This window comes from Saccharopolyspora sp. NPDC045941 (assembly GCF_056431445.1).
Genome location: NZ_JBWKKU010000031.1, coordinates 79,160 through 105,878, shown reverse-complemented (window position 1 = coordinate 105,878; position 26,719 = coordinate 79,160). Strand labels below are relative to the sequence as shown.

Annotated in this window: 26 protein-coding genes; 12 read left to right on the top strand and 14 right to left on the bottom strand. The window is 72.4% G+C overall.

Features of this window, described 5'->3' with window-relative positions; translation table 11 throughout:
* Window positions 1–260: 260 nt before the first annotated feature.
* Together AC07FN_RS24705 and AC07FN_RS24700 are read left to right on the top strand one after the other, a co-directional pair.
* Window positions 261–941 carry a FadR/GntR family transcriptional regulator gene (locus AC07FN_RS24705; protein WP_452617150.1) on the top strand — a complete coding sequence of 227 codons (681 nt, stop codon included), beginning with the start codon at window positions 261–263 and terminating at the stop codon, window positions 939–941.
* 6 nt (window positions 942–947) lie between these two features.
* Complete coding sequence (locus AC07FN_RS24700; protein ID WP_478397754.1) at window positions 948–1,955, top strand: Lrp/AsnC family transcriptional regulator; 1,008 nt, start codon at window positions 948–950, stop codon at window positions 1,953–1,955.
* 247 nt (window positions 1,956–2,202) lie between these two features.
* Here AC07FN_RS24700 and AC07FN_RS24695 read toward each other — a convergent pair whose 3' ends face one another.
* Complete coding sequence (locus tag AC07FN_RS24695) at window positions 2,203–2,439, bottom strand: hypothetical protein (protein WP_478397753.1); 237 nt, start codon at window positions 2,437–2,439, stop codon at window positions 2,203–2,205.
* A 142-nt stretch (window positions 2,440–2,581) separates the two neighbouring features.
* On the opposite strand from AC07FN_RS24695, the gene AC07FN_RS24690 reads away from it, so the two are divergent.
* From AC07FN_RS24690 to AC07FN_RS24680, 3 genes are all read left to right on the top strand, one after another.
* Window positions 2,582–3,790 (top strand): dipeptidase, encoded by a 1,209-nt coding sequence (locus tag AC07FN_RS24690; protein WP_478397752.1) that lies wholly within the window; start codon window positions 2,582–2,584, stop codon window positions 3,788–3,790.
* Window positions 3,791–3,886: 96 nt separating this feature from the next.
* The gene (locus AC07FN_RS24685) at window positions 3,887–4,780 is read left to right on the top strand and encodes an oxygenase MpaB family protein (RefSeq protein ID WP_478397751.1); all 894 of its coding nucleotides are present in this window, start codon (window positions 3,887–3,889) and stop codon (window positions 4,778–4,780) included.
* Window positions 4,777–5,388: a TetR/AcrR family transcriptional regulator gene (locus tag AC07FN_RS24680; protein ID WP_478397750.1), complete on the top strand. Its 612-nt coding sequence runs from the start codon at window positions 4,777–4,779 to the stop codon at window positions 5,386–5,388. Before AC07FN_RS24685 ends, AC07FN_RS24680 begins: the two co-directional genes overlap by 4 nt.
* On the opposite strand, the gene AC07FN_RS24675 is transcribed toward AC07FN_RS24680, so the two are convergent.
* From AC07FN_RS24675 to AC07FN_RS24635, 9 genes are read right to left on the bottom strand one after another with little or no spacing between them, the layout of a single operon-like run.
* Entirely contained in the window at window positions 5,385–5,900 is a 516-nt protein-coding gene (locus AC07FN_RS24675; RefSeq protein WP_478397749.1) for a hypothetical protein, read from the bottom strand. The two genes, AC07FN_RS24680 and AC07FN_RS24675, sit on opposite strands and share 4 nt — an antisense overlap.
* Entirely contained in the window at window positions 5,900–7,018 is a 1,119-nt protein-coding gene (locus AC07FN_RS24670) for an MlaD family protein (RefSeq protein WP_478397748.1), read from the bottom strand. Before AC07FN_RS24670 ends, AC07FN_RS24675 begins: the two co-directional genes overlap by 1 nt.
* Window positions 7,015–8,040, bottom strand: a complete 1,026-nt coding sequence (locus AC07FN_RS24665; RefSeq protein ID WP_478397747.1) for an MCE family protein — start codon at window positions 8,038–8,040, stop codon at window positions 7,015–7,017. The genes AC07FN_RS24670 and AC07FN_RS24665 overlap by 4 nt, the downstream gene beginning before the upstream one ends.
* Window positions 8,037–9,110, bottom strand: coding sequence for an MCE family protein (locus AC07FN_RS24660; RefSeq protein WP_478397746.1), 1,074 nt, complete (start codon window positions 9,108–9,110; stop codon window positions 8,037–8,039). Before AC07FN_RS24660 ends, AC07FN_RS24665 begins: the two co-directional genes overlap by 4 nt.
* Window positions 9,107–10,084 carry an MCE family protein gene (locus AC07FN_RS24655; protein WP_478397745.1) on the bottom strand — a complete coding sequence of 326 codons (978 nt, stop codon included), beginning with the start codon at window positions 10,082–10,084 and terminating at the stop codon, window positions 9,107–9,109. Before AC07FN_RS24655 ends, AC07FN_RS24660 begins: the two co-directional genes overlap by 4 nt.
* Entirely contained in the window at window positions 10,081–11,082 is a 1,002-nt protein-coding gene (locus AC07FN_RS24650; protein WP_478397744.1) for an MCE family protein, read from the bottom strand. Before AC07FN_RS24650 ends, AC07FN_RS24655 begins: the two co-directional genes overlap by 4 nt.
* Complete coding sequence (locus tag AC07FN_RS24645; RefSeq protein ID WP_478397743.1) at window positions 11,079–12,287, bottom strand: MCE family protein; 1,209 nt, start codon at window positions 12,285–12,287, stop codon at window positions 11,079–11,081. Before AC07FN_RS24645 ends, AC07FN_RS24650 begins: the two co-directional genes overlap by 4 nt.
* A gap of 2 nt (window positions 12,288–12,289) precedes the next feature.
* The gene (locus tag AC07FN_RS24640; RefSeq protein ID WP_358578931.1) at window positions 12,290–13,114 is read right to left on the bottom strand and encodes an MlaE family ABC transporter permease; all 825 of its coding nucleotides are present in this window, start codon (window positions 13,112–13,114) and stop codon (window positions 12,290–12,292) included.
* Window positions 13,114–13,923, bottom strand: a complete 810-nt coding sequence (locus AC07FN_RS24635) for an MlaE family ABC transporter permease (RefSeq protein ID WP_132491342.1) — start codon at window positions 13,921–13,923, stop codon at window positions 13,114–13,116. Before AC07FN_RS24635 ends, AC07FN_RS24640 begins: the two co-directional genes overlap by 1 nt.
* Window positions 13,924–14,323: 400 nt before the next feature.
* Between AC07FN_RS24635 and hpnC the strand changes: the two genes are divergently transcribed.
* Genes hpnC through hpnH form a run of 7 tightly spaced genes read left to right on the top strand, consistent with a single transcriptional unit; the run spans window position 14,324 to window position 21,961 of the window.
* A complete protein-coding gene (hpnC, locus tag AC07FN_RS24630; RefSeq protein WP_478397742.1) occupies window positions 14,324–15,232 on the top strand; it encodes a squalene synthase HpnC in 909 nt (302 codons plus the stop codon).
* On the top strand, window positions 15,229–16,092 hold the full coding sequence (gene hpnD, locus AC07FN_RS24625) for a presqualene diphosphate synthase HpnD (protein WP_478397741.1): 864 nt from the start codon (window positions 15,229–15,231) through the stop codon (window positions 16,090–16,092). The genes hpnC and hpnD overlap by 4 nt, the downstream gene beginning before the upstream one ends.
* Complete coding sequence (hpnE, locus tag AC07FN_RS24620; RefSeq protein ID WP_478397740.1) at window positions 16,089–17,450, top strand: hydroxysqualene dehydroxylase HpnE; 1,362 nt, start codon at window positions 16,089–16,091, stop codon at window positions 17,448–17,450. The genes hpnD and hpnE overlap by 4 nt, the downstream gene beginning before the upstream one ends.
* Complete coding sequence (locus AC07FN_RS24615) at window positions 17,447–18,448, top strand: polyprenyl synthetase family protein (RefSeq protein WP_478397739.1); 1,002 nt, start codon at window positions 17,447–17,449, stop codon at window positions 18,446–18,448. Before hpnE ends, AC07FN_RS24615 begins: the two co-directional genes overlap by 4 nt.
* Window positions 18,445–20,367 (top strand): squalene--hopene cyclase, encoded by a 1,923-nt coding sequence (gene shc / locus AC07FN_RS24610; RefSeq protein WP_478397738.1) that lies wholly within the window; start codon window positions 18,445–18,447, stop codon window positions 20,365–20,367. Before AC07FN_RS24615 ends, shc begins: the two co-directional genes overlap by 4 nt.
* Window positions 20,355–20,960: a phosphorylase family protein gene (locus tag AC07FN_RS24605; RefSeq protein ID WP_478397737.1), complete on the top strand. Its 606-nt coding sequence runs from the start codon at window positions 20,355–20,357 to the stop codon at window positions 20,958–20,960. Before shc ends, AC07FN_RS24605 begins: the two co-directional genes overlap by 13 nt.
* The gene (gene hpnH / locus AC07FN_RS24600) at window positions 20,960–21,961 is read left to right on the top strand and encodes an adenosyl-hopene transferase HpnH (protein WP_478397736.1); all 1,002 of its coding nucleotides are present in this window, start codon (window positions 20,960–20,962) and stop codon (window positions 21,959–21,961) included. Before AC07FN_RS24605 ends, hpnH begins: the two co-directional genes overlap by 1 nt.
* Before the next feature lies 1 nt (window position 21,962).
* Here hpnH and AC07FN_RS24595 read toward each other — a convergent pair whose 3' ends face one another.
* The 4 genes from AC07FN_RS24595 to AC07FN_RS24580 form a co-directional block, all read right to left on the bottom strand.
* Complete coding sequence (locus AC07FN_RS24595; RefSeq protein WP_478397735.1) at window positions 21,963–22,706, bottom strand: SDR family NAD(P)-dependent oxidoreductase; 744 nt, start codon at window positions 22,704–22,706, stop codon at window positions 21,963–21,965.
* Window positions 22,697–23,617 (bottom strand): DMT family transporter, encoded by a 921-nt coding sequence (locus AC07FN_RS24590; protein WP_478397734.1) that lies wholly within the window; start codon window positions 23,615–23,617, stop codon window positions 22,697–22,699. Before AC07FN_RS24590 ends, AC07FN_RS24595 begins: the two co-directional genes overlap by 10 nt.
* Window positions 23,614–25,986, bottom strand: coding sequence for a wax ester/triacylglycerol synthase domain-containing protein (locus AC07FN_RS24585; protein WP_478397733.1), 2,373 nt, complete (start codon window positions 25,984–25,986; stop codon window positions 23,614–23,616). Before AC07FN_RS24585 ends, AC07FN_RS24590 begins: the two co-directional genes overlap by 4 nt.
* A gap of 70 nt (window positions 25,987–26,056) precedes the next feature.
* Complete coding sequence (locus AC07FN_RS24580) at window positions 26,057–26,686, bottom strand: carbonic anhydrase (protein WP_478397732.1); 630 nt, start codon at window positions 26,684–26,686, stop codon at window positions 26,057–26,059.
* Between the last annotated feature and the right edge of the window lie 33 nt (window positions 26,687–26,719).

The following is a 26,719-nucleotide window of genomic DNA, read 5'->3' as shown; positions in this document are numbered from 1 at the left end:
CACAACCAACGCTGGGACATCGCCATGCGCGACGGGAGGCCCGAGTTCGTCCCACCGCCCACAGTGGACCCCAGACGAACACCCAGACCAGGCGGTACAGGACTACCCGCCCGGCACCGCGAGTACCTCCGGGAACTCATCCCCGCACCACGGGACCCGGCGGGCGCGGCATGATGCCCAGGTGGGTGTGGTCGCGCGGAGGACATCGGACGTAGGATGTCCGGGCAACGTTTGGTGGTGCTTGATCGGTGGAGGGTTTGATGGCGGGTGGCGGCAAGTTGCTTCAGGACAAGGTCGTCGACCTGATCCTGGAGTCCGGGCTGCCGCCGGGCGCTCCGCTGCCGAGCGAGCCGCAGCTGATGGCGCAGTTCGGCGCTAGTCGCAACTCCATCCGGGAGACGCTGCGTGCGCTGCACACCCTCGGCATCGTGGACATCCGGCACGGGTACGGGACCTTCGTAGGGGAGGCGCCGGTGACCGCGCTGCTTCCCGGGTTGCTGTTCCGCGCTCGGCAGTCCGCTCGGCAGGACGCCTCCACGCTGGCCGACTTCCTCCAGCTGCGGCGGATCCTCGAAACCGCGTTGATCTCCGAGGTGCCGCAGCGGGCCGACGACGAGCTGATCGGCGAGCTAGAGTCGTGCATCGCCGAGATGCGCAGCGGCGACGTCGTCGAGGCGGATCGGCGGTTTCACCAGGCGCTGTACCGGCCGGTCGGCAACGAGATCGCGGTGCAGCTCATCGACCTGTTCTGGACCGTCTACCACCGCGTGGAATCCGAGATCGATCCGCCCGAGGTGGTGCGCGACGAGATCGGCGACGAGCACCAGCGCATCGTCGACGCCATTCGCGCCGGCGATTGCGACGCGGCCGCCGGGGAGATGGCCAGGCACTTCTCCGACATAGAGCGGCGTTCGCGGCGCTTCGTCGACGAGCAGCAGTAGCCCGCCGTGGAGCAGCTAGACGACCTCGATCGCCGGATCGTGGCCGCCCTGCAGGTCGACGGCCGGGCGAGTTGGACAGACATCGCGGGCGTGGTGGGCACCTCGGTGACCACGGTGGCCCGGCGCGCGCAGCAGCTGCTGGCCGGCGGGATCGTGCGGATCACCGCGCTGACCAGGCTGCAGCAGGGCGGCGACGGCGACCTGTTCCTGGTCCGGGTGTCCTGCGCGGCCGGTCAGCAGTTGGCGACGGCCGCTGCGCTCGCGGACCGTCCGGACGTCCGCTTCCTGGCGGTGCTGACCGGCGAACACGACCTGATCGTCGAGGTCCAGGTCCCGAACGGGGCCGGTTTGCACGCACTGCTGGTGGAAGAGCTGCAGGGCATCCCGTGGGTGCGGGACAGCGTCGCCGACCTCGTGCTGCACACCTACAAGATCGGTCAGGACTGGAGTCGCCAGCTCCTCGGCAGCTCCGGTGTGCTGTCCGAGCCACGCACGCTGCACTTGTGCGAAGACTCGCACTTCGACGAGCTCGACGGCCGGATCGTCGCGCTGCTGCACGAGAACGGTCGCGCCGGTTTCCAGAGCCTTGCCAAGCAGCTCGGCGTCAACGAGAGCACCGTGCGGCGGCGCTGTGAGGCGCTCTTCCGCCAGGGTTGCGTGGAGACCGTGACACTCGTGCCTGCCGCTGCCCTCGGGTACGGGGCCGAGGTCCTGCTGTTCGTTTCCGTCGAGCCCTCGAAGCTGGAAGCCGTTGCCGCGCGGCTTTCCGAGCATCGCGGCGTTCGGTTCGTCGCCGCTCTGCTGGGCCAGTACTCGCTGGTCTGCGAGGTGATCATGCCGACCACCGCGGACCTCTACCGCTTCGTCACCGGCACCCTCGGCCGCATCGACGGGGTCCGCAGCTGGCAGGCGAACGTGGAGGTCCTGACCGTCAAACGCGGCTTCGTCGTGGTGCCCTGGGCGCAGGCCGCGCTGGCGAAGGCCCGGAATACGGCTGGTGGCCCAACGGATTAGGCCGTCGATTCTGCCGATCAGATCCCTACTGGCGAGTAGCATCTGTCGCGATCATGACGATCGCCTGGAGCATCAATGACGATCAGCCGTCGGCACCGCATGCTCATGCTGTGCTCCCTGACCGCCGCCGGGATGCTCGGCGCGACATCGGTGAGCGGCGATCGACTACGTCGAGCAGAGCCTCGACCCGACCGCACCCGAACCGCGATGCGAACCGAACCCACCGGTCTTCTGATCCGCTCGCCGCCTACGGGCCGCGGACCTCCTGCCACTCGACCGCTGAACCTTCCCCCGCGGGATCGCGGACCGGCGGGGTCAGGCGGGCGATGTGCTCGTCGATCAGTTCGTCCAGCTCCGCCAGGCGGGCGCGCAGCTCCTCGGTGCGGCGGCGCGACGCGCCCGGCAGCTGCGCCGCCAAGTGCCCGTACTCCGCGAGCACGCTGGGCAGGTCGCTGCCGTCCTGCTGCCTGGGGATGTGGTCCATGCCTTGATGGTGCGGGCCGTGGCGGGATTCGTCGATTCGATCAGGCGGCGTCGAAGCGTCGCCGCCGAGGCCCGCCGAGCCCGGATATGCTCGCCGGAGGTTCACCCGGTGTGATGATTTTTTGGAAGGTTGGGGTGTGGAGATGACCGACACGGCCGCGCTGGAGCGGGCCCGGGCGCTGCTCGCCGAGCACCCGGTGATCGACGGCCACAACGACCTGCCCTGGGCGCTGCGCGAGAACGTCGGCTACGACCTGGACCGCTGCGACATCTCCCAGGACCAGTCGGCGCTGCTGCACACCGACCTGGCTCGGCTGCGGGCCGGCGGCGTCGGCGGCCAGTTCTGGTCGGTGTACGTCAAGGCCGAATTCCAGGGCGACAAGGCGGTCAGCGCGACCATCGAGCAGATCGACTGCGTGCGCGCCCTCGCCGCGCGCTACCCGGAGCACCTTCAGCTGGCGAACACCGCCGACGAACTCGTCGCGGCCCGCGCCGCCGGCCGGATCGCCTCGCTGATGGGCGCCGAGGGCGGGCATTCCATCGCGTGCTCGCTGGCCACCCTGCGCGCCCTGTACGAACTGGGCGTCCGCTATCTCACGCTCACCCACAACGACAACGTGCCGTGGGCCGACTCGGCCACCGACGAGCCTGCCGCGAACGGCCTGACGCGGTTCGGCGTCGAGGTGGTGCGCGAGATGAACCGGCTGGGCATGCTGGTCGACCTCTCGCACGTCGCCCCCGACACCATGCGGGACGCGCTGCGCGCTACCCGGGCGCCGGTGATCTTCTCGCACTCCTCGTCCCGGGCCGTCTGCGACCACCCGCGCAACATCCCCGACGACGTGCTGGCCGCGCTGCCCGCCAACGGCGGCGTTGCGATGGCGACCTTCGTGCCGAAGTTCGTGCTCCCGGCGGCGATCGAATGGAGCAAGCAGGCCGAGGCCGTCCTGGCCGAGCGGGGCTTCCACCCGCTGGACACGACCCCCGAGGCGCTGGAGGCGCTGCGGGCTTACGAGGACGCCACCCCGCGGCCGGTCGCCACCGCCGCGACCGTGGCCGACCACCTCGACCACATGCGCGAAGTGGCGGGCATCGACCACATCGGCATCGGCGGCGACTACGACGGCGTTGCCTTCACCCCGCAAGGCCTGGACGACGTCGCCGGCTACCCGAACCTGATCGCGGAGCTGCTGACCCGCGGCTGGTCCGAGGCCGACCTCGCCAAGCTCACCTGGCACAACGCCGTGCGCGTGCTCCGGGACGCGGAGGCCGTCGCCCGCGACCTCCAGCGCACCGAGCGCCCGTCGATCGCGACCATCGAGCAGCTGGACGGCGCCGACGGCCCTCGTTAGACCATTGGGGCGGGACGGTGAGACATCTGTTGACCAGGTGTCTCACCGTCGATAGCTTCGGGGCGTCGAACACCCGCCCGAGACGAGGTGCTGCGAATGAGGCGTTTCGACCGGCTGGAGCGGATCCTCCAACTTGATCCCGACCGCGACTGCGAGGAGATCTACCGGCTGCTCGCCGAGTACGAATTCCCCTGGGACATCACGAAAGCCCTGGAATTCGCGCTGTTCCGCACCTACGCGGTGCCCAGCATCGGCCGCCTGCTCGACCGCACCGGCGAGTTCACGCGTGCCGCGCAGAAGCGCTACGACGACACCGTGCTCATCCTGTTCGAGATCTTCCACTGGGGCACCGAGAGCGACCGCGGGCGGCAGGCGCTGGAGCAGCTCAACGCCATCCATGGCAGGTTCCGGATCAGCAACGAGGACTACGTCTACACCCTGTCGACGTTCGTCGTTACGCCGGTGCGCTGGATCGACCTGTTCGGCTGGCGGAAGCTGCACCCGCGCGAGGTGCGGGCGCTCACCAACACGATGCGGCGGCTCGGCGAGGGCATGAAGCTCTCCGGCATCCCGGAGACCTACGCGGAGTTCGAGCGGCTCTTCGACGACTACGAGCGCGAGCACTTCGCGTTCGACGCGGGCGGCCGCCGGGTCGCCGACGCGACGCTGGAGCTGTTCGGAGCCTGGTATCCGAGCCTGCTGTCGCCGGCCGTGGCGCGCGCGGCGCGCTTCCTGATGGAGCCGCACCTGCTGACCGCGTTCGGCTTCCCGCAGGTCGCGGACGTCGGACGCAAGGCCGCCGAGGCGGCGCTGAAGGTGCGTGCCGGGCTGGTGCGGATGGGCCCGGCCCGGCCGGATTCCCGCCCGGTGGCCCCGGATCCGCTGTCCTATCCGGACGGTTACGAGATCGCCGGTCTCGGCCCGGACTCGTTCCACCGCCACCAGGCCAAACGCCGGGCGAAGCAGGCGGCCTGCCCGGTGGCCACATGACGCCCGACGCGCTGGAAGGTGCGTTGCGGCGCCCGTTCGCGGAACCGGCGAACGATCGAGTGCTGGACGCGGCGCGGGAGGCGTTCGAGGACGTCGGCATCCAGCGGACGACGATGCGCGACATCGCCCGCCGCGCCGGGCTCGGGCGCGCCACGGTGTACCGCCGCTACCCGGACCGGGACGCGGTCGTGGCGGCCGTGCTGATGCGGGAGGTCCGAGCCTTCCTCGCCTGGCTGGACGAGCGGATCGACCACATCGAGGATCCCGCCGAGCAGATCGCGGAGTGCTTCGTCGCGGTCGTCACCGGGCTGCGCGGGCATTCGCTGCTGAACCGGCTGCTGACGCTCGAACCGGCGGCGGCGCTGCCGGCGTTGACCGTGGACGCAGGTGCCGTCCTGGCCGTCGCCCGCGGCTACCTCGCCGCGAAGATGCGCGAGCACCAGCAGGCCGGTCGGCTGCGGAGCTTCGATCCCGAGCCCGCGGCGGAGGTGTTCGTGCGGCTGGCGCACTCGATGCTGCTCAGCCCGCCCGGCTGCATCCCGGCGGACGACGACGCACGGTCCCGCGCCTTCGCCCGCGCCCACCTGGTTCCCGTGGTCACCGGCTAGAGCAGCTTGATGTCGTCGATGAGCCAGCGGTCGTCGACCTGCACGAGGGTCATCTGCATGCGGTTGCGGTCGATGCGCGGCTGCGGCGTGTTCACGTTGGTGATCTGCTGGTCCACGAACAGCGCCACCACGGCGCGCTGCTGATCCGACTCGACGATGCCCGCCGACAGCACCGAGCCGTGCGAGACCGCCCGGTTCTGCTTGATCAGTTCGGTGAGCCCGGCGCTGATCTGCTTGTACTGCTCGGCGAACTGGCCGTGCGAGTTCGCGGTCACCGCGGCGAAGTTCCGGTCCAGCTCGTTGAAGTCGTAAGTGGACAGATCGGTGGCGTAGGTGCGGGCCGCCTCCAGCGCGCCGGAGCGGGCTTGCGCGGCCGAGCGTTCCTGGAGCAGCTGCCAGCCGAGGTAGCCGACGACGCCCAGGATCACGACCACCAGCGCGAGCACCGGTAGCGGCTTGCGGAGCGGTCGGGGCTTGACGTCGTGATCGGCTGCGGTGGCGGTGGCGGTCATCAGCGAACTCCTTGCAGCGGAATCGAATACCAGGGACCCGGGCGCGGCGCGTTGGCCGCGCCGCGCTGGCCGAAGTTCGGCTGGTCGGCGGGGCAGTGCCAGTCGAGCCCGGCCTCGCGGGGAGCCACTTCGGTGGGGGAGCGGCGTTCCTGCGGCGTGGCGCAGATCGGGCCCTGCGTGCCGACGAGGTAGAAGTCCGCGGTGTCGCCGTGCACCACGCCGCCCAGCCCGGACAGCCCGGCGGGCAGCGAGATGATCAGCTGCTCCAGCGCCGGCGCGCGGACGGCGACGATCTGGCTGGTGGTCACCAGGTTGCCCAGCAGGGCGGTGGCCGCCGGGTCGCTGCGCGCGAACAGGTCCGCGAGCTGCCTGGTGGCGCCGGGCGCGGTGTCCAGGATCCGGTTGATCTCCGGTTCGCGGTCCCGGATCTGATCGCTCAGCGAGTGCAGGCCCGCCGCCAGGTCGCGGATCCGGTCGCCCTGCGCGCCGTCGGGGCCGACGAGCGTCCGCGTCCCGTCGACCACGCCGTGCAGCTGCGGTTGCCGTTCCCGCAACACCTTCAGCAGCGTCGCCGAGTCGTCCAGGGTGCGGGCGAGTTCCGGGCCGGCGTCCTGCAGCCCGGTGGCGAGGGCGTCGGTGACCGTCGCGACGTCCTCCGGCCGCAGCTGCTCGCTGAGCTCGGTGAAGTGCACCAGCATGGTTTCCAGCGGCATCGGCCGTTCGGTCCGATCCCGTTCGATGACGCTCCCGTCGCGCAGGTAGGGGCCGGAGTCGTGTTCCGGTTGCAGGTCGACGGTCTGCAGCGCCAGCGGCGTGGCCATGCTGACCACCGCCCTGGTGTCGGCCGGAACCCTGGTGTCGGGATTCAGCGCCAGCCGCACCGAAACCCCGCCCCCGCCCGGGTCCAGCCGCACGTCGGAGACGGCCCCGATCACCACGCCCCGGTAGGTGACCTGGGAGGTCGGCGTGATCGACGCGCTGTCGGCCATCCGCATGGTGACCCGTATCGGCTCGCGCAGCGCCTGCGGGCCGGCCACGTTCGTGACCACGTAGTACGTGCACGCGATGCTGATCACCAGGAACAGCGCGAGTTGCGCCAGGGTGAGGCGGCGGTTCATCGGGTGCCTCCTCGCAGGATCGCGCCCACGCCACCCTGGCCGGGCGCTGGCATCGGAGCACCGGGGGCGAGCAGCTGCACGACGGTGCCCGGCACGTCGAGCGTGCCGTTGAACAGCAGGTAGTCGCCGGGCGCGGCCTGCTGGAACAACCCGTAGAACCGGCGCAGCGACTGCACCGTGGTGCCGATGCTGCCGTCCAGGGCCTGCAGATCCGCCAGCACCGGCCGGAACTGCTCGACCTGCCTGGTCAGGGACTCGTCGGTCTGGTTCAGCAGGGCGGTGGTGGCGTTGCTCAGCGACGCGGTGTCGTCCAGCAGCGCGGTGAACCGCTCGCGCTCGGCCAGCAGCGCGTCGATCGCGGGCCGGACCTGCGTCAGCGCCGCGTCCAGGACGGCCTGGTTCTCCGCCAGGTGCCGGGAGGTGGCGTGCATCGAATCGATCAGCCCGGTGAGCTCGTCGCGGTGCCGGTCCAGCGAGGTCAGGATGTGTTCCAACCGGCCCAGCAGGTCCCGCGTCTGCTGTTCGCGGCCGGCGAGCGCGGTGTTGAGCTCGGTGACGATGGTCCGCGCCTGGTCCAGCCCGGAGCCGTTGAGCAGGGTGGCGACCGCGGCGAGCGCGTTCTCGACGTCCGGGCCCCGGGAGGTCCGCTCGATCGGGATGACCGACCCGTCGCCGAGCACCTCGCCGTCCGATGTCGACGGTGGTTGCAGGATGACGAACTCCTCGCCCAGCGGCGAGGCCAGCTCCAGGCGCGCGGTGGTGCCGGCGGGCAGGCGGACGTCCTGGTCGATGTCGAGGGTCACGACGGCGCGGAAGTCCGCGGTGCCGATGTCCGACACCCGGCCCACCACGGCCTGCCCGATCCGCACCGCGCCGCCCATCGGCAGCCGCCCGGCGTCGGAGAACACCGCGGTGACCTGGTATCCGGAACCGCCGTCGCCGACCGGCAGGTTCTGCAGGCTCAGCCCGCACGAACTGGTCAGGAGCACCGCCGCGAGCATCGCGGGCGCGGACCGGTTCATCGGCCACCTCCGAGCAGCGCGCGCAGGGGCTCGACGTCCGGTGGGAACGGGACCGGGTTGGTGATGCCCGCTCCGGTGCACAGCGGCAGCGGCAGCCGGCGGCACAGCTGCGCGGTGGTGTCGAACTGGCTGAGGTTGGCGGAGATGTTCAGCCGCAGCCGGAGGCGTTCGTCCTCGGTGATCGCGCGGTCGAAGTTGTCCATCGCCAGCGGCATCGTGTCCAGCGTTTCGGCGAGTTCCTGCTGCCGGGCGGCCAGCGTGCCGGTGAGCTGGGCGAGCCTGCCGACGTCGCCGCCGAGCTGTTCGCCGTGCTGCCGCAGCAGGCCGTCGACGGCGACCAGCACGTTGGAGAGCTTGCCGATGGCGTCGCCGATCTCCTGCTGCTGCGCCTGGAAATCCGCTCCCGCTTGCGCGGTCGAGGCGGCCAGCGACTCCACGGTGCCCCGGTGCTGGACGAGGACCTGCACGAGCCGGTCCAGGTTCTCCAGCAGCGCACCGAGATCGCCGCTGCCGCCGGCCAGCACCTCGCTGGCCCGCGCGACGTTGGTGATCGCGTCGTGGATCTGCGGGCCATGCCCGTCCAGCGCCGCCGCGCTGCTGCGCAGCAACCGGTCGAGCACGCCGGGATCGCCACCGGACGGGCCGACGGCGCTCAGTAGCGCGTCCAGCGACTTCGCGAGCTGGTCGAACCGGATGGGGGAGCGGGTGCGCTCCACCGGGATCACCGCGTCGTCGGCCAGCCTGGGTCCGCCGGTGTAGGCGGGGCCGAGCTCGACGTAGCGGTCGCTGATGATCGCCGGGCTCATGATGTAGGCCTGCGCGTCGGCGGGCAGCGCGGTGTCCGCGGGCATGCTCATCCGCACCCGCACCGTCGCGCCCTGCGGCTGCACCGACTCGACCCGGCCGACCTCGACGCCGAGGATCGCGACGCGGTTGCCGGGGAAGATGCCGTCCGCGAGGGCGAAATCGGCCGAGATCTCCAGATCGGCGCGGGGCGCCAGCACGCCGAACCAGCCGCCGGTGACGAGCGCGACCAGCACGACGCACGCGATCAGCGTTCTGCGGCTCATCGGCACCCCTTGAACAGCCCGGCGGCGCACAGCACGTTGTCCGGGACCGGGCCCAGCGGCGCGGTGACCTCGCTCCACGGGCCGTTGCCGGTGGCGTTGGTCAGGTAGCGGCTGGCCGGACCGAGCCGCCGCAGGCTCTCGTCGATGGCCTGGTCGTTGCGCGCCAGCGAGTCGGTCAGCGCGTGCAGGTCCGCCAGCAGCGGATCGAGGACGTCCCGGTTCTCCCGGAACAACCGGTCCAGCTGGTCGGTGATGGTGTGCACGTCGGTGATGAGCTGGCGGATCACGGTCCGGCGCTGTTGCAGCGCGTCGACGATCAGCTGCGCGTCGCCGAGCAATGCGACCAGCGTGTCCTGCTGCTCGACCAGCGTCGTGGTCAGCATTTGCGTGCCGCGCAGCAGTTCCTGAACCTGCACGCCGCGTTCCCCGACGATCGCCGATGCGGCCGCGATGCCGCCCAGCGCGTCGCCGAGCAGCCGCGGGTCGTCCGGCGACACCTCGTCGAGGGTGTCGATCATGGCGCGCAACTGCGGGAGGTCCAGGCCCTCGGCAGTGGACTTCGCGGCCATCTGGAGTTCGTCGAGGCCGTAGGGCACCGAGGTGCGCGACAGCGCGATGGTGTCGCCGGGCGAGAGCCGGCCGGGGCCGGCGGAATCCACGCTCAGGTAACGGGTTCCGAGCACGGTGCGCAGCTTGATCGCGGCGCGGGTGTCGCGGCCCAGGGCGTGCGCGTCGTCGAGCCGGAACGACACGCGCACCCGGTCCCCGGCCAGCGCCACCTCGGTAACCCGGCCCGCGGGAACCCCGGCGACCATGACCTGCGTGCCCACCGAGAGCCCGGCGGCGTTGCCGAACTCCGCGTGGAACTCGTTGGTGCGCAACAGGAACAGCACGCGCGGCACGGCGACCGACCCGGCCAGCAGGAGCAGCACCACGACCGCGCCGATCGCGCCGTTGACCAGCACCTTCCTCATCGGCACACCTCCGTGTGCGGGCCCGCGCCCAGCTCGACGGGATCACCGGCGACGTAGACGCTGAGGTTGCAGAGGTAGACGTTCGCCCACGACCCGTAGCTGGTGGTGCGGTTGAGGGTGCCGAGGAACGCTGGCATCTCCTGCACGGCGCCGTCGATCTGCTGCTGGTTGCGCACCAGCATCGCGGTGATCTCCCGCACCGAGCGCACGTCGCGGGACAGGCCGGGTCCGAGGTCGCCGAGCAGCTCCGCCAGCGAGCGGGCCACCGCCGAGCCGCTGTCGATGGCGGCCGTGATCTGCTCGCGGCTGGCGGCGGTCTCCGAGGCCAGCCGGGCCAGCCCGTCGACCAGGCCGCGCAGCTCGTCGCGCCGCTGGTTCATGGTGCCCAGCACGGCGTTGAGGTTGTCGATGACCTCGCCGATGACCTCGTCGCGGCCGGCGAGGGTGGCGGTCAGCGAGACGATGCGCGACAGCAGCGCGTTGACGGTGGCCCCTTCGCCCTGGAAGACCGCGACGATCTCGGCCGCCAGCTGGTTGACCTGCCCCGGCTCCAGGGCCTCGAACAGCGGCTTGAACCCGTTGAACAGCGCGGTGAGGTCCAGCGCCGGGCGGGTGCGCTCGACCGGGATCGTCGCGCCGGCCGGCAGCGGCGGCCCGCCCTGCCCCGGGGTGAGCGAGAGCGCCCGGGCGCCGGTGAGGTCCGCGTAGCGGACGACGGCCAGCCCCGAGGCGGGAATCCGCTGGTCGGCGGCCACGTCGAAGGACACCTGCGCGAGGCCGTCGCGGGCGGTCACTTCGGCGACCTCGCCGACCCGCACCCCGGCGACGGTCACGGCGCTGCCCGGCTGCAGCCCCGTCACGTCGGTGAAGACCGCGCGGTAGGTCACCGACGGGCCGGTCATCGGATCGGTCAGGGTGTTCACCACGACCACGCCGGAGAACACCGACGCGGTGACGAAAGCGGCGAGCCGGATCAGGGCGGAGCGAGCTGGTTTCACGGCGTGACGACCTCCGATCCGCGCACCACCGGGCCCAGCAGCAGGCCCAGCACGTCGGGCGACGGCGGGGCCGCCGCGGGCGGGACGGGCAGCAGCGGCGCCACCTGCCGCATCGCGTCGAGCTCCTGCGGGCCGCCCACCGGCCCGATCGGCCCGCGGGGCTGCTCCGCGCCGCAGTTCGGCCCGGCCAGCCCGGGGTAGCGGGGGCAGTCGGCGGGCGAGTACGGGTACGGGCGGTCCAGGGTTCCGGACATGCGGATCTTCAGGAATCCGGTGGCGAAGGCGCGATTCGCGCCGTCGAGGAACGCGTCCAGGCCGCCGACCCCGTCGCGCACCGCGTCGGGATACCGGCCGACGACCTCGGCGATCGGATCGGCGGCGCGCACGATGTGGATGATGCGCTGCGCGTTCTCGTCGACGAACCGCTGCGACCGGTCGGTGAACGCGAGCCCTGCGCCGAGCAGGTCGCCGATCGCCTGCTTGCGCTGCACGATCGTGCCCGACAACGCGACCGCGTTGTCCAATGCCCGCAGCGCATCCGGTGTCGCGACGGCGATGTCCGCGCCGAGCACGGAGAGCGCGTGCACGTCCTCGCCGAGGTCGTCGAAGGGCGGTCCTGCGGTCAGCTGGGCGGCGTCGTCAAGCACGCCGCCCAGCTGGGCGCCCCTGCCGCGCAGCGCTTCGGCGAGCGCAGATAACGCGACCTGCAGCCGGGCCGGTTGCAGGGAATCGACGAGCTCGTAGAGCCGGGTATACGCGTGGTAGAGCTGCATCGTCGGGCGGGAGTCGTCCGCCGGGACCTCCGCCCCGGCCGCCAGCGCGGTGTCACCGGGCGATTCGGGGGCAACGAGATCCAGGTACTGGTCGCCGAAGACGGTGCGCGGCATCAGCCGCACCCGGACATCGCCCGGGATGGCGGCCAGTTCGTCAGGATCCAGCCGCAGCGTCAGCCGCGAACCGCCGGAGCCGGGCTCCACGCCGGCGAGCCGCCCGACCCGGACACCGCGGTACTGCACGGGTGTTTCCGGCCGGATCAGCCCGGCGGCAGCGGGCAGCACCGTGGTGACCTCGGGGTCCGACCGGAACGCCCCGGCGCCGCCGAGCACCGTCGCGGTCGCGGCTACGAAAAGCACGAGCAGCGCGACGAATCCGCGCACGGCCAGCACGTTGCGGCGTCGCGCTGCTGATCGTCGCGGCCCGGCCACCGCTACATCCCCAAGGCCGGCAGCGTCGGGCGCACTCCCCAGAACGCGATGCTCAGCAGCACGTCGGCGACGGTGATGGCGACGATGCTGGTGCGCAGCGCGCGCCCGGCGGCCTTCCCGACGCCCTCCGGGCCACCGGCGGCGTAATAGCCGTACGCGCAGTGCACCAGCGTCACGACGACCGCGAACGCCACGGCCTTGAGCAGCGAGAACAGCACGTCCTCCGGCGTCAGGACGAGCCGGAAGTAGTAGTTGTAGGTGCCTTCGGAAACGCCGTTGATGGACACGACCGCGACCCCGGTGGCCAGGTAGGAGGCGAACAGCCCCACCAAGTACAGCGGAATGACCGACAGGAACGCCGCCACCATCCGGGTGCTCACCAGGTAGGGCAGCGACCGCACCGACATCGCCTCCAGCGCGTCGATCTCCTCGGCGATGCGCATCGCGCCGAGCTGCGCGGTGAAGCCCGTGCCGACCTTCGCGGCGAGCGCGATGCTGGCGACCAGCGGGGCGATCTCCCGGGTGTTCACCAGCGCCGCCGCCAGCCCGGTCATGGGGGACAGGCCCAGCAGGTCCAGGCCGCGGTGCCCCTCCAGGCCCACCTGGGTGCTGGAGACGAACGACATGGCGAACACCACGCCGATGGTGCCGCCGCCGGCCAGCAGCGACGCCGAACCCAGGCTGATCTCGCCGACCAGCCGGGCCACGTCGCGCCGGTACCGGCGCAGCACGTGCGGAATCGCCGCGATCGCCCGGAGGTAGCAGGTGAAGTGCAGCCCCACCGCGGCGAGCACGTCCACGATGGAGCGCGACCGGGGCGGCGCCATCAGTACTCCCCCTTGGCGGGGACGAGCACCGGGTACAGCTCGGTGATCACCGTGTTCGCGACGAAGACCAGGATGAACGAGATCACCACGGCCTCGTTGACCGCCGTGCCGACGCCGCCCGGACCGCCCTTGGCGGTCAGCCCCTTGAAGCAGGACACCAGCGCGGTGAGCACCGCGAACACGGCGGCCTTCAGCAGCGCGACGACGAAGTCCGGCACCCGGGAGAACTGCGTCAGCGTGCGCAGGAACGCGCCCGGCGCGTCGCCGAGCACCCATACCTGGAACAGGAACGTGGTGGCTATGCCCACGAGCAGCACGATGCAGGCCAGCAGCGCGTTGACCACGGCCGCGGCCACCACGCGCGGCACCACCAGGCGCTCGATGACCGGCAGCGCCATGACCTCCAGCGCGTCGACCTCGTCGCGGATCTTGCGGGCGCCAAGGTCGGAGCACATCGCCGAACCGCCGACGCCGGAGATCATCAGGGCGCAGATCAGCGGGGCGGCCTGGCCGACGATCACGAACGCCACCACCGCGCCGCCGTAGCCCTGGGCGCCGAGCTGCCCGGCCAGCGAGCCGACGTTCAGCGCGACCACCACGCCCAGCGGGATGGTCACCAGCAGCGCGGGAAGCGTGGTGACGGCGGCCAGGAACCAGGCCTGCTGCAGGAATTCCGTCCAGCTGAACCGGGCCCGGCGCACCGACCGGAAGGCGGCCGCGGCGGTGCGCACGGCGAAGTCGAGCAGCAGCCCGGCCTGCAGGAGGGCGTCGCTGATCGGGCCTCGGACGGTGGGCAACCCCCGGTACATCCCGCGCTCCCTCCCCGTGGGGATGGTTCAGGACATTGAACGAGCGTGCGGCTTCGTCGTTACGCGTGCTGCCAGGCTGATCTCGAAAGATTGCGATCAACGCTGTGGGGTTGCCGCCCCGATGTCAATGCCCGCCACCCGAATGCCGGTAAGCGCCGGAACCGCCCGCGCGAGCATGATCACCGGCGCCCGCGATCAGCACTGTCCACTGTGGTCTTGGAGTGCTTCGATCGGGTTGCCGACCGTCGATCTTGAGTCCTATGTGGATCGGTTCGGCCAGATGTCGAACAGCATTACGAATCACGGGAAAACGGGTCCGCGTTGCTCGCCCTGCGGTGCCGCTGAGGTGCTCATACGATGCCGTTTGCGCCTCCTGCGCCGGCGGATAGGAGGAGAGTCGATGGTCTTGTCGCTGCCTGATGGCGCGGTGACCGGTGGGGATTCCGAACATGCGGACGGGATGCCACGTTCGGGTGATTTTCCGCGCAGTGCCGCGGTGCTCGCCCGGATGCGGTCGGAGAACTTCCCGGTCGCCTCCCGGATCCTGCCGCGCGGGCTGCGGCGACACCTGCACGCCCTGTACGGCTTCTTCCGGCTGGTCGACTACGCCGGGGACGAGGCGCCGGGCAACCGCGCCGCGCTGCTGGACTTCCTGGAAGTCGATCTCAAGCGCGCCTACCACGCCACGGCCCGGATCCCGATGCTGCAGGCGCTGACGCCCACGGTTGCAGAGTGTGCCATCCCGTACGACGTGCTGGTCAAGTTGATCGACGCCAACCGGCAGGACCAGCGGGTGCGGCGCTACCGCACCTTCACCGAGCTGCTCGATTACTGCGCGCTGTCGGCGAACCCGGTGGGCGAAGCGGTGCTGCACGTCTTCGGGCGCGCCGAACCCGTGCTGATCACGCTGTCGGACCGGGTGTGCAGCGCGTTGCAGGTCCTGGAGCACTGCCAGGATATCGCCGAGGACTACCGGCAGGACCGGGTGTACCTGCCGACCGAGGACATGCGCCGCTTCGGCTGCCAGGAGCAGGACCTGCTCGCCGACGGCGCTTCGACGCGGCTGTGCGGGCTGATCAGGTACGAGGTGGACCGCGCGCGCCGGATGCTCGAAGCGGGCGCGCCGCTGGTCGGCGAGCTGTCCGGGATGGCCCGGGTGGCGGTCGCCGGCTACGTCGCGGGCGGCCGCGCCACCGCGGCCGCGTTCGCCGCGGCGAAGCACGACCCGCTGCGCGTGGACGTGCGGCCGGGCAAATGGCGCACGTTCGCCGAATGGGGGCGGTTGTACGCGTTGGGGGGAACCTGGTGACCGAGTGGGCCCGGATACGGGACGCCTACCTGGAGTGCGAGCGGATCACCCGGGAACAGGCGAGGAACTTCTCCTACGGGATCCGCCTGCTGCCCGTGCCGAAGCGGCGGGCGCTGTCGGCGGTCTACGCCTTCGCCCGCCGCGTCGACGACATCGGCGACGGAGACCTGCCGAGGGACGAGAAGCTGCGGCGGCTCAAAGAGGCCCGCCGGGCCGTCCACGCGGCGAGCATCGACGCCGCCGACCCGGTGCTGGTGGCGCTCGCGGACTCCGCCGCGCGCCTGCCGTTGCCGCTGGCGGCCTTCGACGAGCTCATCGACGGCTGCGAGGCCGACGTCCGCGGTGTGCGGTACGGCACCTTCGAGGAGCTGCTGCACTACTGCCGGTGCGTGGCTGGCTCGATCGGGCGGCTGTCGCTGGGCGTGTTCGGCACCATCGATCCCCCCATCGCAGAGGCGCGTGCGGACGCGCTCGGCGTCGCCCTGCAGCTGACCAACATCCTGCGCGACGTCCGCGAGGACCAGCTGTCCGGCCGGGTCTACCTGCCCGCCGACGACCTGGCGCGGTTCGGCGTCCGGTTGGAGCCGGGCAACGGCGCGGTCGAGGACCCGCAGCGGTGGGACGGGCTGATCCGCTTCCAGGCCGCCCGCGCCGAGCAGTGGTATGCCGAGGGGCTCCGCCTGCTGCCCATGCTCGACCGGCGCAGCCGGGCGTGCTGCGCGTCGATGGCCGGCATTTACCACGAGCTGCTGGCGCGCATCGCCGCCGACCCGCGCGCCGCGCTGGAGCAGCGGACCTCGCTGTCCGGCTGGCGGAAGGCGGGCGTCGCGGCGCGGTCGCTGGCGGGGATGGCGCCGTGAACCGGGGGCGGGTGGTGGTGGTCGGCGGCGGACTGGCCGGCGTGACGGCGGCGCTGCGCTGCGCCGAACTGGGCTTCGAAGTCCGGCTGCTGGAGGCGCGGCCGCGGCTGGGCGGCGCGACCTACTCCTTCGCGCGCGGCGAGCTCGTGGTGGACACCGGGCAGCACGTGTTCCTGCGCTGCTACACGGCCTACCGCGGCCTGCTGCGGCGGCTCGGCGTGGCCGGCTCGATCAGCATGCAACCCCGGTTCCGCGTCCCGGTCCTGAGCCCGGTCGGCCGGCCTTCGGTGCTGCGCCGCTGGAATCTCCCGGCCCCGGCGCACCTGGCCCCGTCGCTGCTGGACTACCGGATGCTGACGGCGGCGGAACGCGCGCGGGTGGCGCGCACCGCGCTGGCGCTGCGGCGGCTCGACCCGGACGATCCCGCGCTGGACGACATCAGCCTCGGGCAGTGGCTGCGGCAGCGCGGCGAGTCACCGCGCGCCGTCGACGCGCTGTGGGGACTGCTGGCGGTGGCGGCGCTCAACGCCGAGCCGGAGGACGCGTCGATGGCCTTGGCGACGAAGGTCTTCCGCACCGGCGTGCTGGATTCCACCGACAGCGCCGACATCGCGATTCCGCAGGTGCCGCTCGGGCAGTTGCACGGCGAGGCGTCGCATCGCGCGCTGCTGGCGGCCGGAGTCGACGTCCGGGTCCGCTGCAAGGCGCGCACGATCCACCGCTCGGGCACGGGTTTCCGGATACCGGTGCGGGATGGCGCCGGTGACTCGGTGCTGACCGCCGACTCGGTCGTCGTCGCCGTGCCGCACCGCGCGGCGGCGCCGCTCGTGGCGGACCTGCCCGTGCCGGGCGTGGCGGCGTGGGAGCGGTTGTCGGCGGCGCCGATCGTCAACGTGCACGTGCTCTACGACCGGGTGGTGACCGGCCTGGAGATGGCCGCGGTGCTGGATTCGCCGCTGCAGTGGGTCTTCGACCGGACGGCCATCTCCGGCGCGCCGCGCGGGCAGTACCTGGCCATTTCGCTGTCCGCCGCGCAGGAGCACATCCACGCCCGCACCGAGGACCTCCACGACCTGTTCGTCCCCGCGCTGCGGCAAGTCTTCCCGCACGCCCGCACCGCGCGGGTCCTCGACTTCTTCGTCACCCGCGAACCCAACGCGACCTTCCGGCAGGCGCCCGGCACCGCCGCGATCCGGCCGCCGGCCCGCACTCCGGTGCCCGGTCTGGTGCTCGCCGGGGCGTGGACCGCCACCGGCTGGCCCGACACGACGGAGGGAGCGGTGCTCAGCGGCACGCACGCCGCCGAGGTAGTGGATCTCGACCAGCGATCGCAACGCGGCGTGGAGGTGACCGCATGACGACCGTCCTGCCACCAGTCCTGCACGCGGCCAGGGAGGCGGTGGATCCGGCGCTGCGCGCCGCGGTGGCCAGGCTCGACCCGGACACCCGCCGGGTGTGCGAGTACCACTTCGGCTGGAGCAACGCCGACGGCACGCCGGACGGCGGTGGCGGCAAGGCCCTGCGGCCGGCGATGGTGCTGCTGTCCGCGCGCAGCGTCGACGCGGAGGATCCGGTGGCGGCGGCGGCCGCGGTCGAACTCGTGCACAACTTCTCCCTGCTGCACGACGACGTGATGGACGGCGACGCCTCCCGCCGCCACCGGCCGACCGCCTGGACCGTCTTCGGGAAACCGGCCGCGCTGCTGGCCGGCGACGCGCTCCTCGCGCTGTCCACCGAGATCCTGCTGGAGGCACCGTCGCGGCACGCGGCAGCGGCCGCCCTGTCGCTCGCCACCGCGACCCGCATTCTGATCGCGGGCCAGGCCGCCGACCTGGACTTCGAGCGCCGCGCGGCGGTGGGGCTCGACGAATGCCTGCGGATGGCGCACGACAAGACGGCCGCGCTACTCGCGTGCGCGTCCTCCATCGGCGCCCTTTTCGTCGGCGCGCCGAGGGAAACCGTGACCCGACTGCACGCCTTCGGCACCGAGCTGGGGATGGCGTTCCAACTCGTCGACGACCTCCTCGGGCTCTGGGGAGATCCCGAGGTCACCGGCAAGCCGGTGCTCTCGGACCTCCGCACCCGCAAGAAGTCGGTGCCGGTCGTGCACGCGCTGAGCTCCGGGACCGCGGCCGGGGACCGCCTGCACCGGCTGTACGCGCAGGCCGAACCGCTCACCGAGGACCAGCTGCACGAGGCCGCCGAAATGGTGCAGCGCGCCGGTTCGGCGGAGTGGACCCGCCTGGAGTGCCGGCGGCGGCTAGCCACCGCCTACGAGCGGCTGCCCGACGGGCAGCGCACCGCGACCGAATCCCTGACCGAGCTGGCCGAATTCATCGTGCGGAGGAAGCTTTGACCGATCAGTTGCAGCAGGCCGCCCGCGCGGTCCCCGCTGCGGACGCCCGGACCGCGCTGGCAGCCGCCCGCGACCACCTGCTCTCGCTGCAGCACCCCGAGGGCTGGTGGAAGGGCGAGCTGGAGACCAACGTGACGATGGACGTCGAGGACCTGCTGCTGCGGCAGTTCCTCGGCATCCGCACCGCCGGCGAGACCGAGCAGGCCGCCCGCTGGATCCGCTCGCAGCAGCGCGCCGACGGAACCTGGGCGAACTTCCACGGCGGTCCCGGCGACCTGTCCACCACGGTGGAGGCCTACACCGCCCTCAAGCTGGCCGGCGACGACGTGGCCGCCGGCCACATGGTGGCCGCGCGCAGCTGGATCCTGTCGCGGGGCGGCCTGGAAGCCACCCGGGTGTTCACCCGGATCTGGTTGGCGCTGTTCGGCGAGTGGTCCTGGGACGAACTGCCCGAGATGCCCCCGGAACTCGTGCTGCTGCCCCAGTGGTTCCCGCTGAACGTGGCCGACTGGGGCTGCTGGGCGCGGCAGACCGTGGTCCCGCTGACCGTGGTGTGCACGCTGCGGCCGTGCCGGGATCTCGGCATCACCGTCCGCGAACTGCGCACCGGCCGGCCCGCCGAACGCGTCCGTCCACAGTGGTCGTGGAAGTACGCCTTCCACTCCCTGGACCGGATCCTGCACCGCTACCACCGGAGACCGGTCAAGGCGCTGCGCGAGCACGCGATGCGGCGCGCGGCGGAGTGGATCGTGGCCCGGCAGGAGGCCGACGGCTCCTGGGGCGGGATCCAGCCGCCGTGGGTGTACTCGCTGCTGGCGCTGCACCTGCTCGGCTACCCGCTGGACCACCCGGTGCTGCGGCACGGCCTGGCCGGGCTGGACCGCTTCCTGGTCCACGAGCAGACCCCGGCCGGTCCGGTGCGGCGGCTGGAGGCGTGCCAGTCGCCGGTGTGGGACACCGTGCTCGGCATGCAGGCCCTGCGCGACGCGGGGGTGCCCGGCGACCACCCGTCGATGCTCCGGGCGGTGGACTTCCTGCTGGCGGAGGAGATCCGGGTCAAGGGCGACTGGTCGGTGCGCCGCCCGGACCTGCCGCCCGGCGGCGGCTGGGCGTTCGAGTTCGACAACGACGGCTACCCGGACATCGACGACACCGCCGAAGTGCTGCTCGCGCTGAACCGGGTGGACCACCCGGACCGGGCGGCGGTGCGCGGCGCGATGCAGCGCGGCGTCCGCTGGCTGCGCGGCATGCAGTCCGCGGACGGCGGCTGGGGCGCCTTCGACGCCGACAACACCCGCCAGCTGGTGCGCAAGCTGCCGTTCTGCGACTTCGGCGAGGTCATCGACCCGCCGTCGGCCGACGTGACGGCCCACGTGGTGGAGGCGCTGGCCGTGCTGGGCCACGACGACGAGGTGCTGCGGCGGGGTGTGCGGTGGCTGCTGGACAACCAGGAGGCGGACGGCTCCTGGTTCGGGCGCTGGGGCGCCAACCACGTCTACGGCACCGGCGCCGTGGTTCCGGCGCTGGTGCGGGCCGGGCTCGCTCCCGGAGACCGCGCGCTGCGGCGGGCGGTGCGATGGCTGGAGGACCACCAGAACGCCGACGGCGGCTGGGGCGAGGACCTGCGCTCCTACGACGACCCGGAGTGGATCGGCCGGGGCGATTCCACGGCGTCGCAGACCGGGTGGGCGCTGCTGGCGCTGCTGGCGGTGGGGCGGCACGACACCGAAGCGGTGCGCCGCGGCGTGCAGCACCTGGCGCACACCCAGCGAGCCGACGGCGGCTGGGACGAGCCGCAATTCACCGGCACCGGGTTCCCCGGTGACTTCTACATCAACTACCACCTGTACCGGGTGATCTTCCCGCTCACCGCGCTCGGGCGGTACCACGCGGCCGGGGGCCAGCGATGCGATTGCTGATCTGTGCTCCGCTGGGCCTCGAAGCCCAGGCCCTGCGGGCGGCCGTGGGCCGGGATGCGGTGCGCCGCACGGGATGCGGCCCGCGCCGCAGCGCCCGCGCCGCCGCCGCGCTGGCCGGGGCCGACTTCGACGTGCTGGTCGTCGCCGGGCTGGCAGGCGGCGTCGCCGCCGAGGTCCGCAGCGGCGACGTGATCGTGGCCGACGAGCTCCGCGGGCGCGAAGGCACCGTGCACTGCCCGTTGGCGGCGTCGCTGGCGGCGCACCTGCGCCGCGCCGGATTCCCGGTGCACTGCGGCCCGATCGCCACCGCCGACCACGTGGTGCACGGTGCCCGGCGCGGCGAGCTTGCCCGCACCGGGGCGCTCGCCGTCGACATGGAGTCCGCGGTGCTGGCACAAGCCGCGGGCGGACGGCCGCTCGGCGTCGTGCGCGTCGTGGTCGACACCGCGCGGCAGCCGCTGCTCCGGCCCGGCACGCCGAGCCGGGCGCTGGCCGCGCTCGCCCGGTTGCACGCCGTCGGCTCGTGCCTGCCGCGTTGGAGCCGGGCCGTCCTGCCGGAGAACCGATTCGTCGCACCCGAGGAGGTGTCCTGATGGGCATTCCGATGCGCCAGGCCATCCGCGTCGGCGCTTACCTGGTGAAGCAGAAGCTCGCGCGCCGCGAGAAGTTCGCCCTGACCCTGGAGCTGGAGCCGCTGTTCGCCTGCAACCTGGCGTGCGCGGGCTGCGGCAAGATCCAGCACCCGGCGAGCACGCTCAAGCAGCGGATGCCGGTCGCGCAGGCCATCGCGGCGGTGGAGGAATGCGGCGCTCCGGTGGTGTCCATCGCGGGCGGCGAGCCGCTGATGCACCCCGAGATCGAGATGATCGTCGACGAGCTGATCAAGCGCAAGAAGTTCGTCTACCTGTGCACCAACGCGCTGCTGCTGCCCCGCAAGATCGACAAGTTCCGGCCGTCGCCGTACTTCGCGTGGGCCGTGCACATCGACGGCCTGGAGGAGCGGCACGACGCTTCGGTGTGCAAGCAGGGCGTGTTCGCGCAGGCGGTGGACAACGTCAAGGAGGTCCAGCGGCGCGGGTTCCGGGTCACGACCAACTCGACGTTCTTCACCTCCGACACCCCGCAGTCGGTGATCGAGGTGCTGGAATACCTCAACAACGACCTCCGGGTCGACCAGATGATGCTGTCGCCGGCCTACGCCTACGACAAGGCGCCCGACCAGGAGCACTTCCTCGGCGTCACCGAGACCCGCGAGCTGTTCCGGAAGGTCTTCGCCGACGGGCGGCGCAAGAAGTGGCGGTTCAACCACTCGCCGCTGTTCCTGGACTTCCTGGAGGGCAAGGCCGACTTCCAGTGCACGGCCTGGGCCATCCCGTCCTATTCGCTGTACGGCTGGCAGCGGCCGTGCTACCTGATGAGCGACGGCTACGCGGGCAGCTACCAGGAGCTGCTGACCGACACCGACTGGTCCGCCTACGGCCGCGGCCGCGACCCGCGCTGCGCCAACTGCATGGCGCACTGCGGCTACGAGCCGACCGCCGTCCTGGCGACGATGGGCTCGCTGCGCGAGTCGATCCGCGCCGTGCGCGGCTGACTCAGCCGAAGCGCCGGGCGAGGCGGTGGAACGTGCCCGGCAGCGCACCCTGCAGCCGGGCGGGCGCGACGAGCCACCTGGGGACGAACACCTCCGCCTCGCCGCGCTCCACGCCGCGCACCAGCGCCTCGGCCACCTCCCGCGGGCCGACCATGCGCGGGAAGCGGCGGTCGTAGCGGCGGCCGGTGAAGAACGGCGTGCGGACCGCGCCGGGGAAGACCGTGGTCACGCCGATGCCGTCCTGGTGGCGCAGGCCCGCGGCGAAGGCCCGCAGGCCAGCCTTGGTCGCCGAGTAGACCTCCTCGCCGGGCACTCCCACGACCGCGATCGAGGCGACGAACACCACGTGCCCGCGCCGCTGCCGCAGCTGCGGCAGCGTCGCGCGGGTCAGCAGCATCGGCGCGGTCAGGTTCACCGCCGCGAGCGCCGCGATCCGCTCCGCCGGCATCGCGTCCAGGGCGCCCGCCCAGCCGATGCCCGCGCTGTGCACCAGCAGATCGACCTCGCGTGCGGCTGCGGCGACCCGGTCGAGCCCGGCCGGATCGGTCAGGTCGGCGGGCAGCGGTTCGCCGCCGGTGCGCCCGGCGACCTCGGCCAGCCGGCGCTCGTCGCGGCCGACCAGCACGACCCGGCACCCGCGCGAGCCCAGCTCGGCGGCGGTCGCCGCGCCGATGCCCGAAGACGCGCCCGTGACCAGCGCGGTCCGCCCGCGCACCGGCAGCCCCGCGGGCCGGGTCAGCCCCACGTCGAGTCCCCTGCGCCGCGGTCGTCCTGCTCCATCGCGCGGCGCAGCTGCTCGCCCCGGCGGGTCAGCACCACGATGCCGCCGATGATCACCACGACGGCGATGATCTCGCCGGCCAGGATCGCGGGGGAGGACTCGATCCGCTCGCCCAGCCAGTTCACTCCGATCGCGGCCGCCACCAGCGGATCCACGGTGGTGATCACGGCCAGCGCGGGCGACATCAGCCGGCCCCGCTGGAAGGTCTGCTGGCTCAGCAGGAAGCCCATCGGCCCGATCACGCACACCGCGTACAGCGTCCAGTGCTGGAACGGCTCGGCCAGGCCGCCGCTGCGGAACTGCCCGGCCACCACCTTGATCAACCCGGCGGTCACCCCGTACAGCACGCCGGTGGCCACGGCCATGCCGATCACCCCGACCTCGCCGGGCAACCAGCGCGCGGCCACCAGCGACAGCACCACCAGCAGCCCGAGCGCCAGCGCGAGCGGCAGGATCGACGCGCCGGTGAACTCGACGCCCTGCCCGGACGGGCGGCCCAGCACGAGGAAGGCCGACAGCCCGCCCACGCAGGCCAGTCCGCCCAGCGCCAGCACCAGGTCCATCTTCCGGTGCGCCAGCAGCGCCGCGAAGCCAGCGCCGAAGAGCACCGAGGTCACCAGCAACGGCTGCACCAGCACCAGCGGGCCGAAGGCCAGCGCCACCACCTGCAGCGACAGCCCGATGAGCACGGTCCCGATGCTGAGCACCCAGATCGGCTTGCGGACGAGGTCGAACAGCATGCGGGGGCTCAGGGTGCGCACCTCGGGAACCTGCTTGGTGACGCGGTGCTGGATCGCGCTGGCCAGCCCGAAGCTGGCCGCGCCGATGACCGCCGCCGGAACGGCGATGACCAGCACCGTGCCCTGCGTGCTCACCGCCGTGCTCCCCGCAGATCGGAGAAGGCGTCGCGGAGGTGACCGGCGAGCGCGACGGCCCGCGGGGCCAGCCCGGTGTCGGTGGTGATCCCGATGCCGAACCGGTCGCCCCAGCCGATCACGCCGACCGCCACGCCCACGCCGTCGGCCAGCGACAGCACCGGCACCACACCCGCGATCCGCAGCGGCCCGATGTGGGCGGGCCGCCGCTGCCCGGGCAGCACGGAAACGACGGCGTTGAAGAAGCGACGCTGGTAGATCTGCCGCACGACCCAAGCGTGCAGTGGTGCGGGCAGGACGCCGAGGGCGGTGAGCACGGCTCCGGCCGCCGCGGTCTGGCCGGTGCGGTCGGGCTTTGCGAGCCCGGCGGCGACCTCGGCGACGCGGCGGGCCGGCGACATGGGCCCGACCGGCAGGTCGATCGACATCGACGCGGTGTGGTTGCCGGGCGCGCTCGTGCCCGCACCGCCGCGCGCGGTCCGGGCGGTGCGCGGCACCATGACCCGGAACCGCTGGCCCGCAGTGGTGTCGCCGAGAGTGCGGTGCAACGCCTCGGCCACCACACCGAGGAGGAACGTGGTGCTGCTCACCCCGTGCGAGCGCGCGCTGGCGCGCACGTCGGCGGCCGGGAGCTCGACGTCGGCGAACGACCGGTTCGGCGTGCTGCGCCCCACCAGACGGCTGGCCGGCGCGGGCCCGGCGCCGGCCAGGCTCACCAGGCCGCGCAAGACCTTCGCGGCGCGGCGGTACCACGGCCGGCTGCCGGAGCTCGGCGACGTCGTCGGCTGCGGGCCGTCGGCCAGCAGCCGCAGCAGGGCGCTGGTGACTGCGACACCATCGCCGAGCGCGTGGTGCATCTTCGCCAGCAGCAGGACGCGGCCGGTGTCGATGTCGTTGAGCAGCAGCAGTTCCCACGGCTGCCGGTCGGTGCGCACCGGGGTGCTGAAGAACTCCTCGACGACCGGGTCCGCGGACCGCCCGTCGCGCAGCTCGCGGCACCGCAGGTGATCCCTTGCGTCCACTTCGACATCGGGAGTCCACTGTGGCCGTCGGCAGCGGCGCAGCACCAAGCGGCGGGTCAGCATCGGCAATCCCTGCGCGCGCTGGGTGATTCTGCTGTTGATCTCCTCGCAGTATTCCTGCGTGGACAGTCGTGGTCCGTCCAGTTGCAGGATCGCGCCGGTCTGCTGCGAGACGGCAGGGGTCGTGGCGTACACGAAGAAGGCGTCCTGCGGGCGCAGCGGGCGGCGGCCGTGGTGGCGGGGCAGCTGTGCCAGCGCGGCCACCTGGTCTGTGAAGTCCGCGGCCTGACTGTGCTTGAGAGCTCGGTCCTCCCGCTGCGCGAGCAGGTGCGGCTCGGCAACCCAGCGGCGCAGCGTCGCCGTCAGGTCGCGCTCGCGCGGGCACAACTCGGCCAGCTCCGCATCGGCCATCAGTTCGGCGTTCGCGCGTCCGTGCCCGGCGATCGGCTCGAACATCACCACGGCCCGCCCGCAGGCGAGCGCCTCCAGTGCCGTGGCACCGCCCGCGTTGGTCACCACGACGTCCGCGGCGGCGAGCAGGCCGGGCATTTCGTCCACCCAGCCCAGCGCGACGATCCGGTCGTCCGCGCGCGCGGCGAAGCGCCGCCGCAACGCCTCGTTGCGCCCGCAGATCACGACGACGCGGTCGACGCCGGCCCGGAGTGCGGCGTCCGCCGCGCGCTCGACGGAGCCGAAGCCGAGGGAACCGCACGAGACCAGCACCGTGAAACCGGTCTCCGGCAACCCGAACGACCGACGCGACGCGGCTCGGTCCGCGGGCCGGAACGCCGACACCACCGGTGGCACGCAGACCGCGCCCACGGCGTCCGGTTCGGCGCGCCGCATCGCCCGCAGGCTCGCGTCGCTCATCACGTAGTGCAGGTCGGCCTCGGGGTAGACCCAGAACGGGTGCGGCGAAAAGTCGGAGACCACCGCGGCCACCGGCACGCCGAGCCCGCCCCGGCGGCGCAGCCGGTCGAGCCCGGCGGTGCCCAGCGGGTAGGTCGAGACGATCAGGTCCGGGTCGTGCGCGGCGATGGCGCGGCGCAGCCGCCGCCCGCTCCACGCGCCGACGAACCGGCGGGAGGCGTTGGCGAACCAGCGGTAGCGCCACAGCGAGTCGTAGAAGAAGTCGTAGAGCCACGGCGTGGACTCGACGTTGGTGACGTAGATCCAGTTGAACGTCGCGGGCACCCACCGGCCCATCGCGCGCAGGGCGTCCAGCCAGGACACCTCGCACCCCGGCCACGCCCGCCGGGCCGCCTCCTCGACGGCTCTGGCGGTCGCATTGTGCCCTTCGCCGATGGTGGCGCTGATCAGTAGCACTCGACGCGGCTGGACGGTCACCAGGCTCGATCCTTTCGCCCGACCCGTGCCTTCGCAGGCTAACGTGGGCGACCGGGATCGGCCGGTCCGATCAGTCCGCGGGCAGCAGCGGGCCGTGGCTGCCGACGAGCCGCACGGTGCCGTCGGCGAGCCGGTACGAGAGCCCGGCCACCGCGCAGCGCCCGGCTGCGACCTCGTTGGCCAGCAGCGCGGAGCGCTCCAGCATCAGGTCGCCGGTGCGCTGGATGTGCACGTCCACGATGTCGTCGACCTCGGTGACGCCGTCGGCGCGGGCGGCCAGGACGCTCGGCGTCACGCGCTCCACGACGTCGCGGATGTAGCCCTGCGGCGCGGTGCCCTCGATGCACGCCTCCCGCGCGGCCGTGACGGCGCCGCAGGAGTCGTGGCCGAGCACCACCACCAGGGACGCGCCGAGCACGCCGACGCCGTACTCGATGCTGCCGAGCACCTCGGCGCCGATGACGTGACCGGCCGTGCGGACCACGAACAGGTCGCCGAGGCCCTGGTCGAAGATGATCTCCGCGGCCAAGCGGGAGTCGGAGCACCCGAAGAGGACGGCGAAGGGGCGCTGGCCCGGCGCGAGGGAGGCGCGGTAGTCGGCGTCCTGGTTGGGGTGCAGGAACTCGTTCTCGACGAATCGCCGGTTGCCTTCCAGCATCACTTCGTAGGCGTGGGCGGGCGAAGACGGCTGATTCGGCATGCCGGAACGCTAACGCACGCGGGTTCGAAAAGA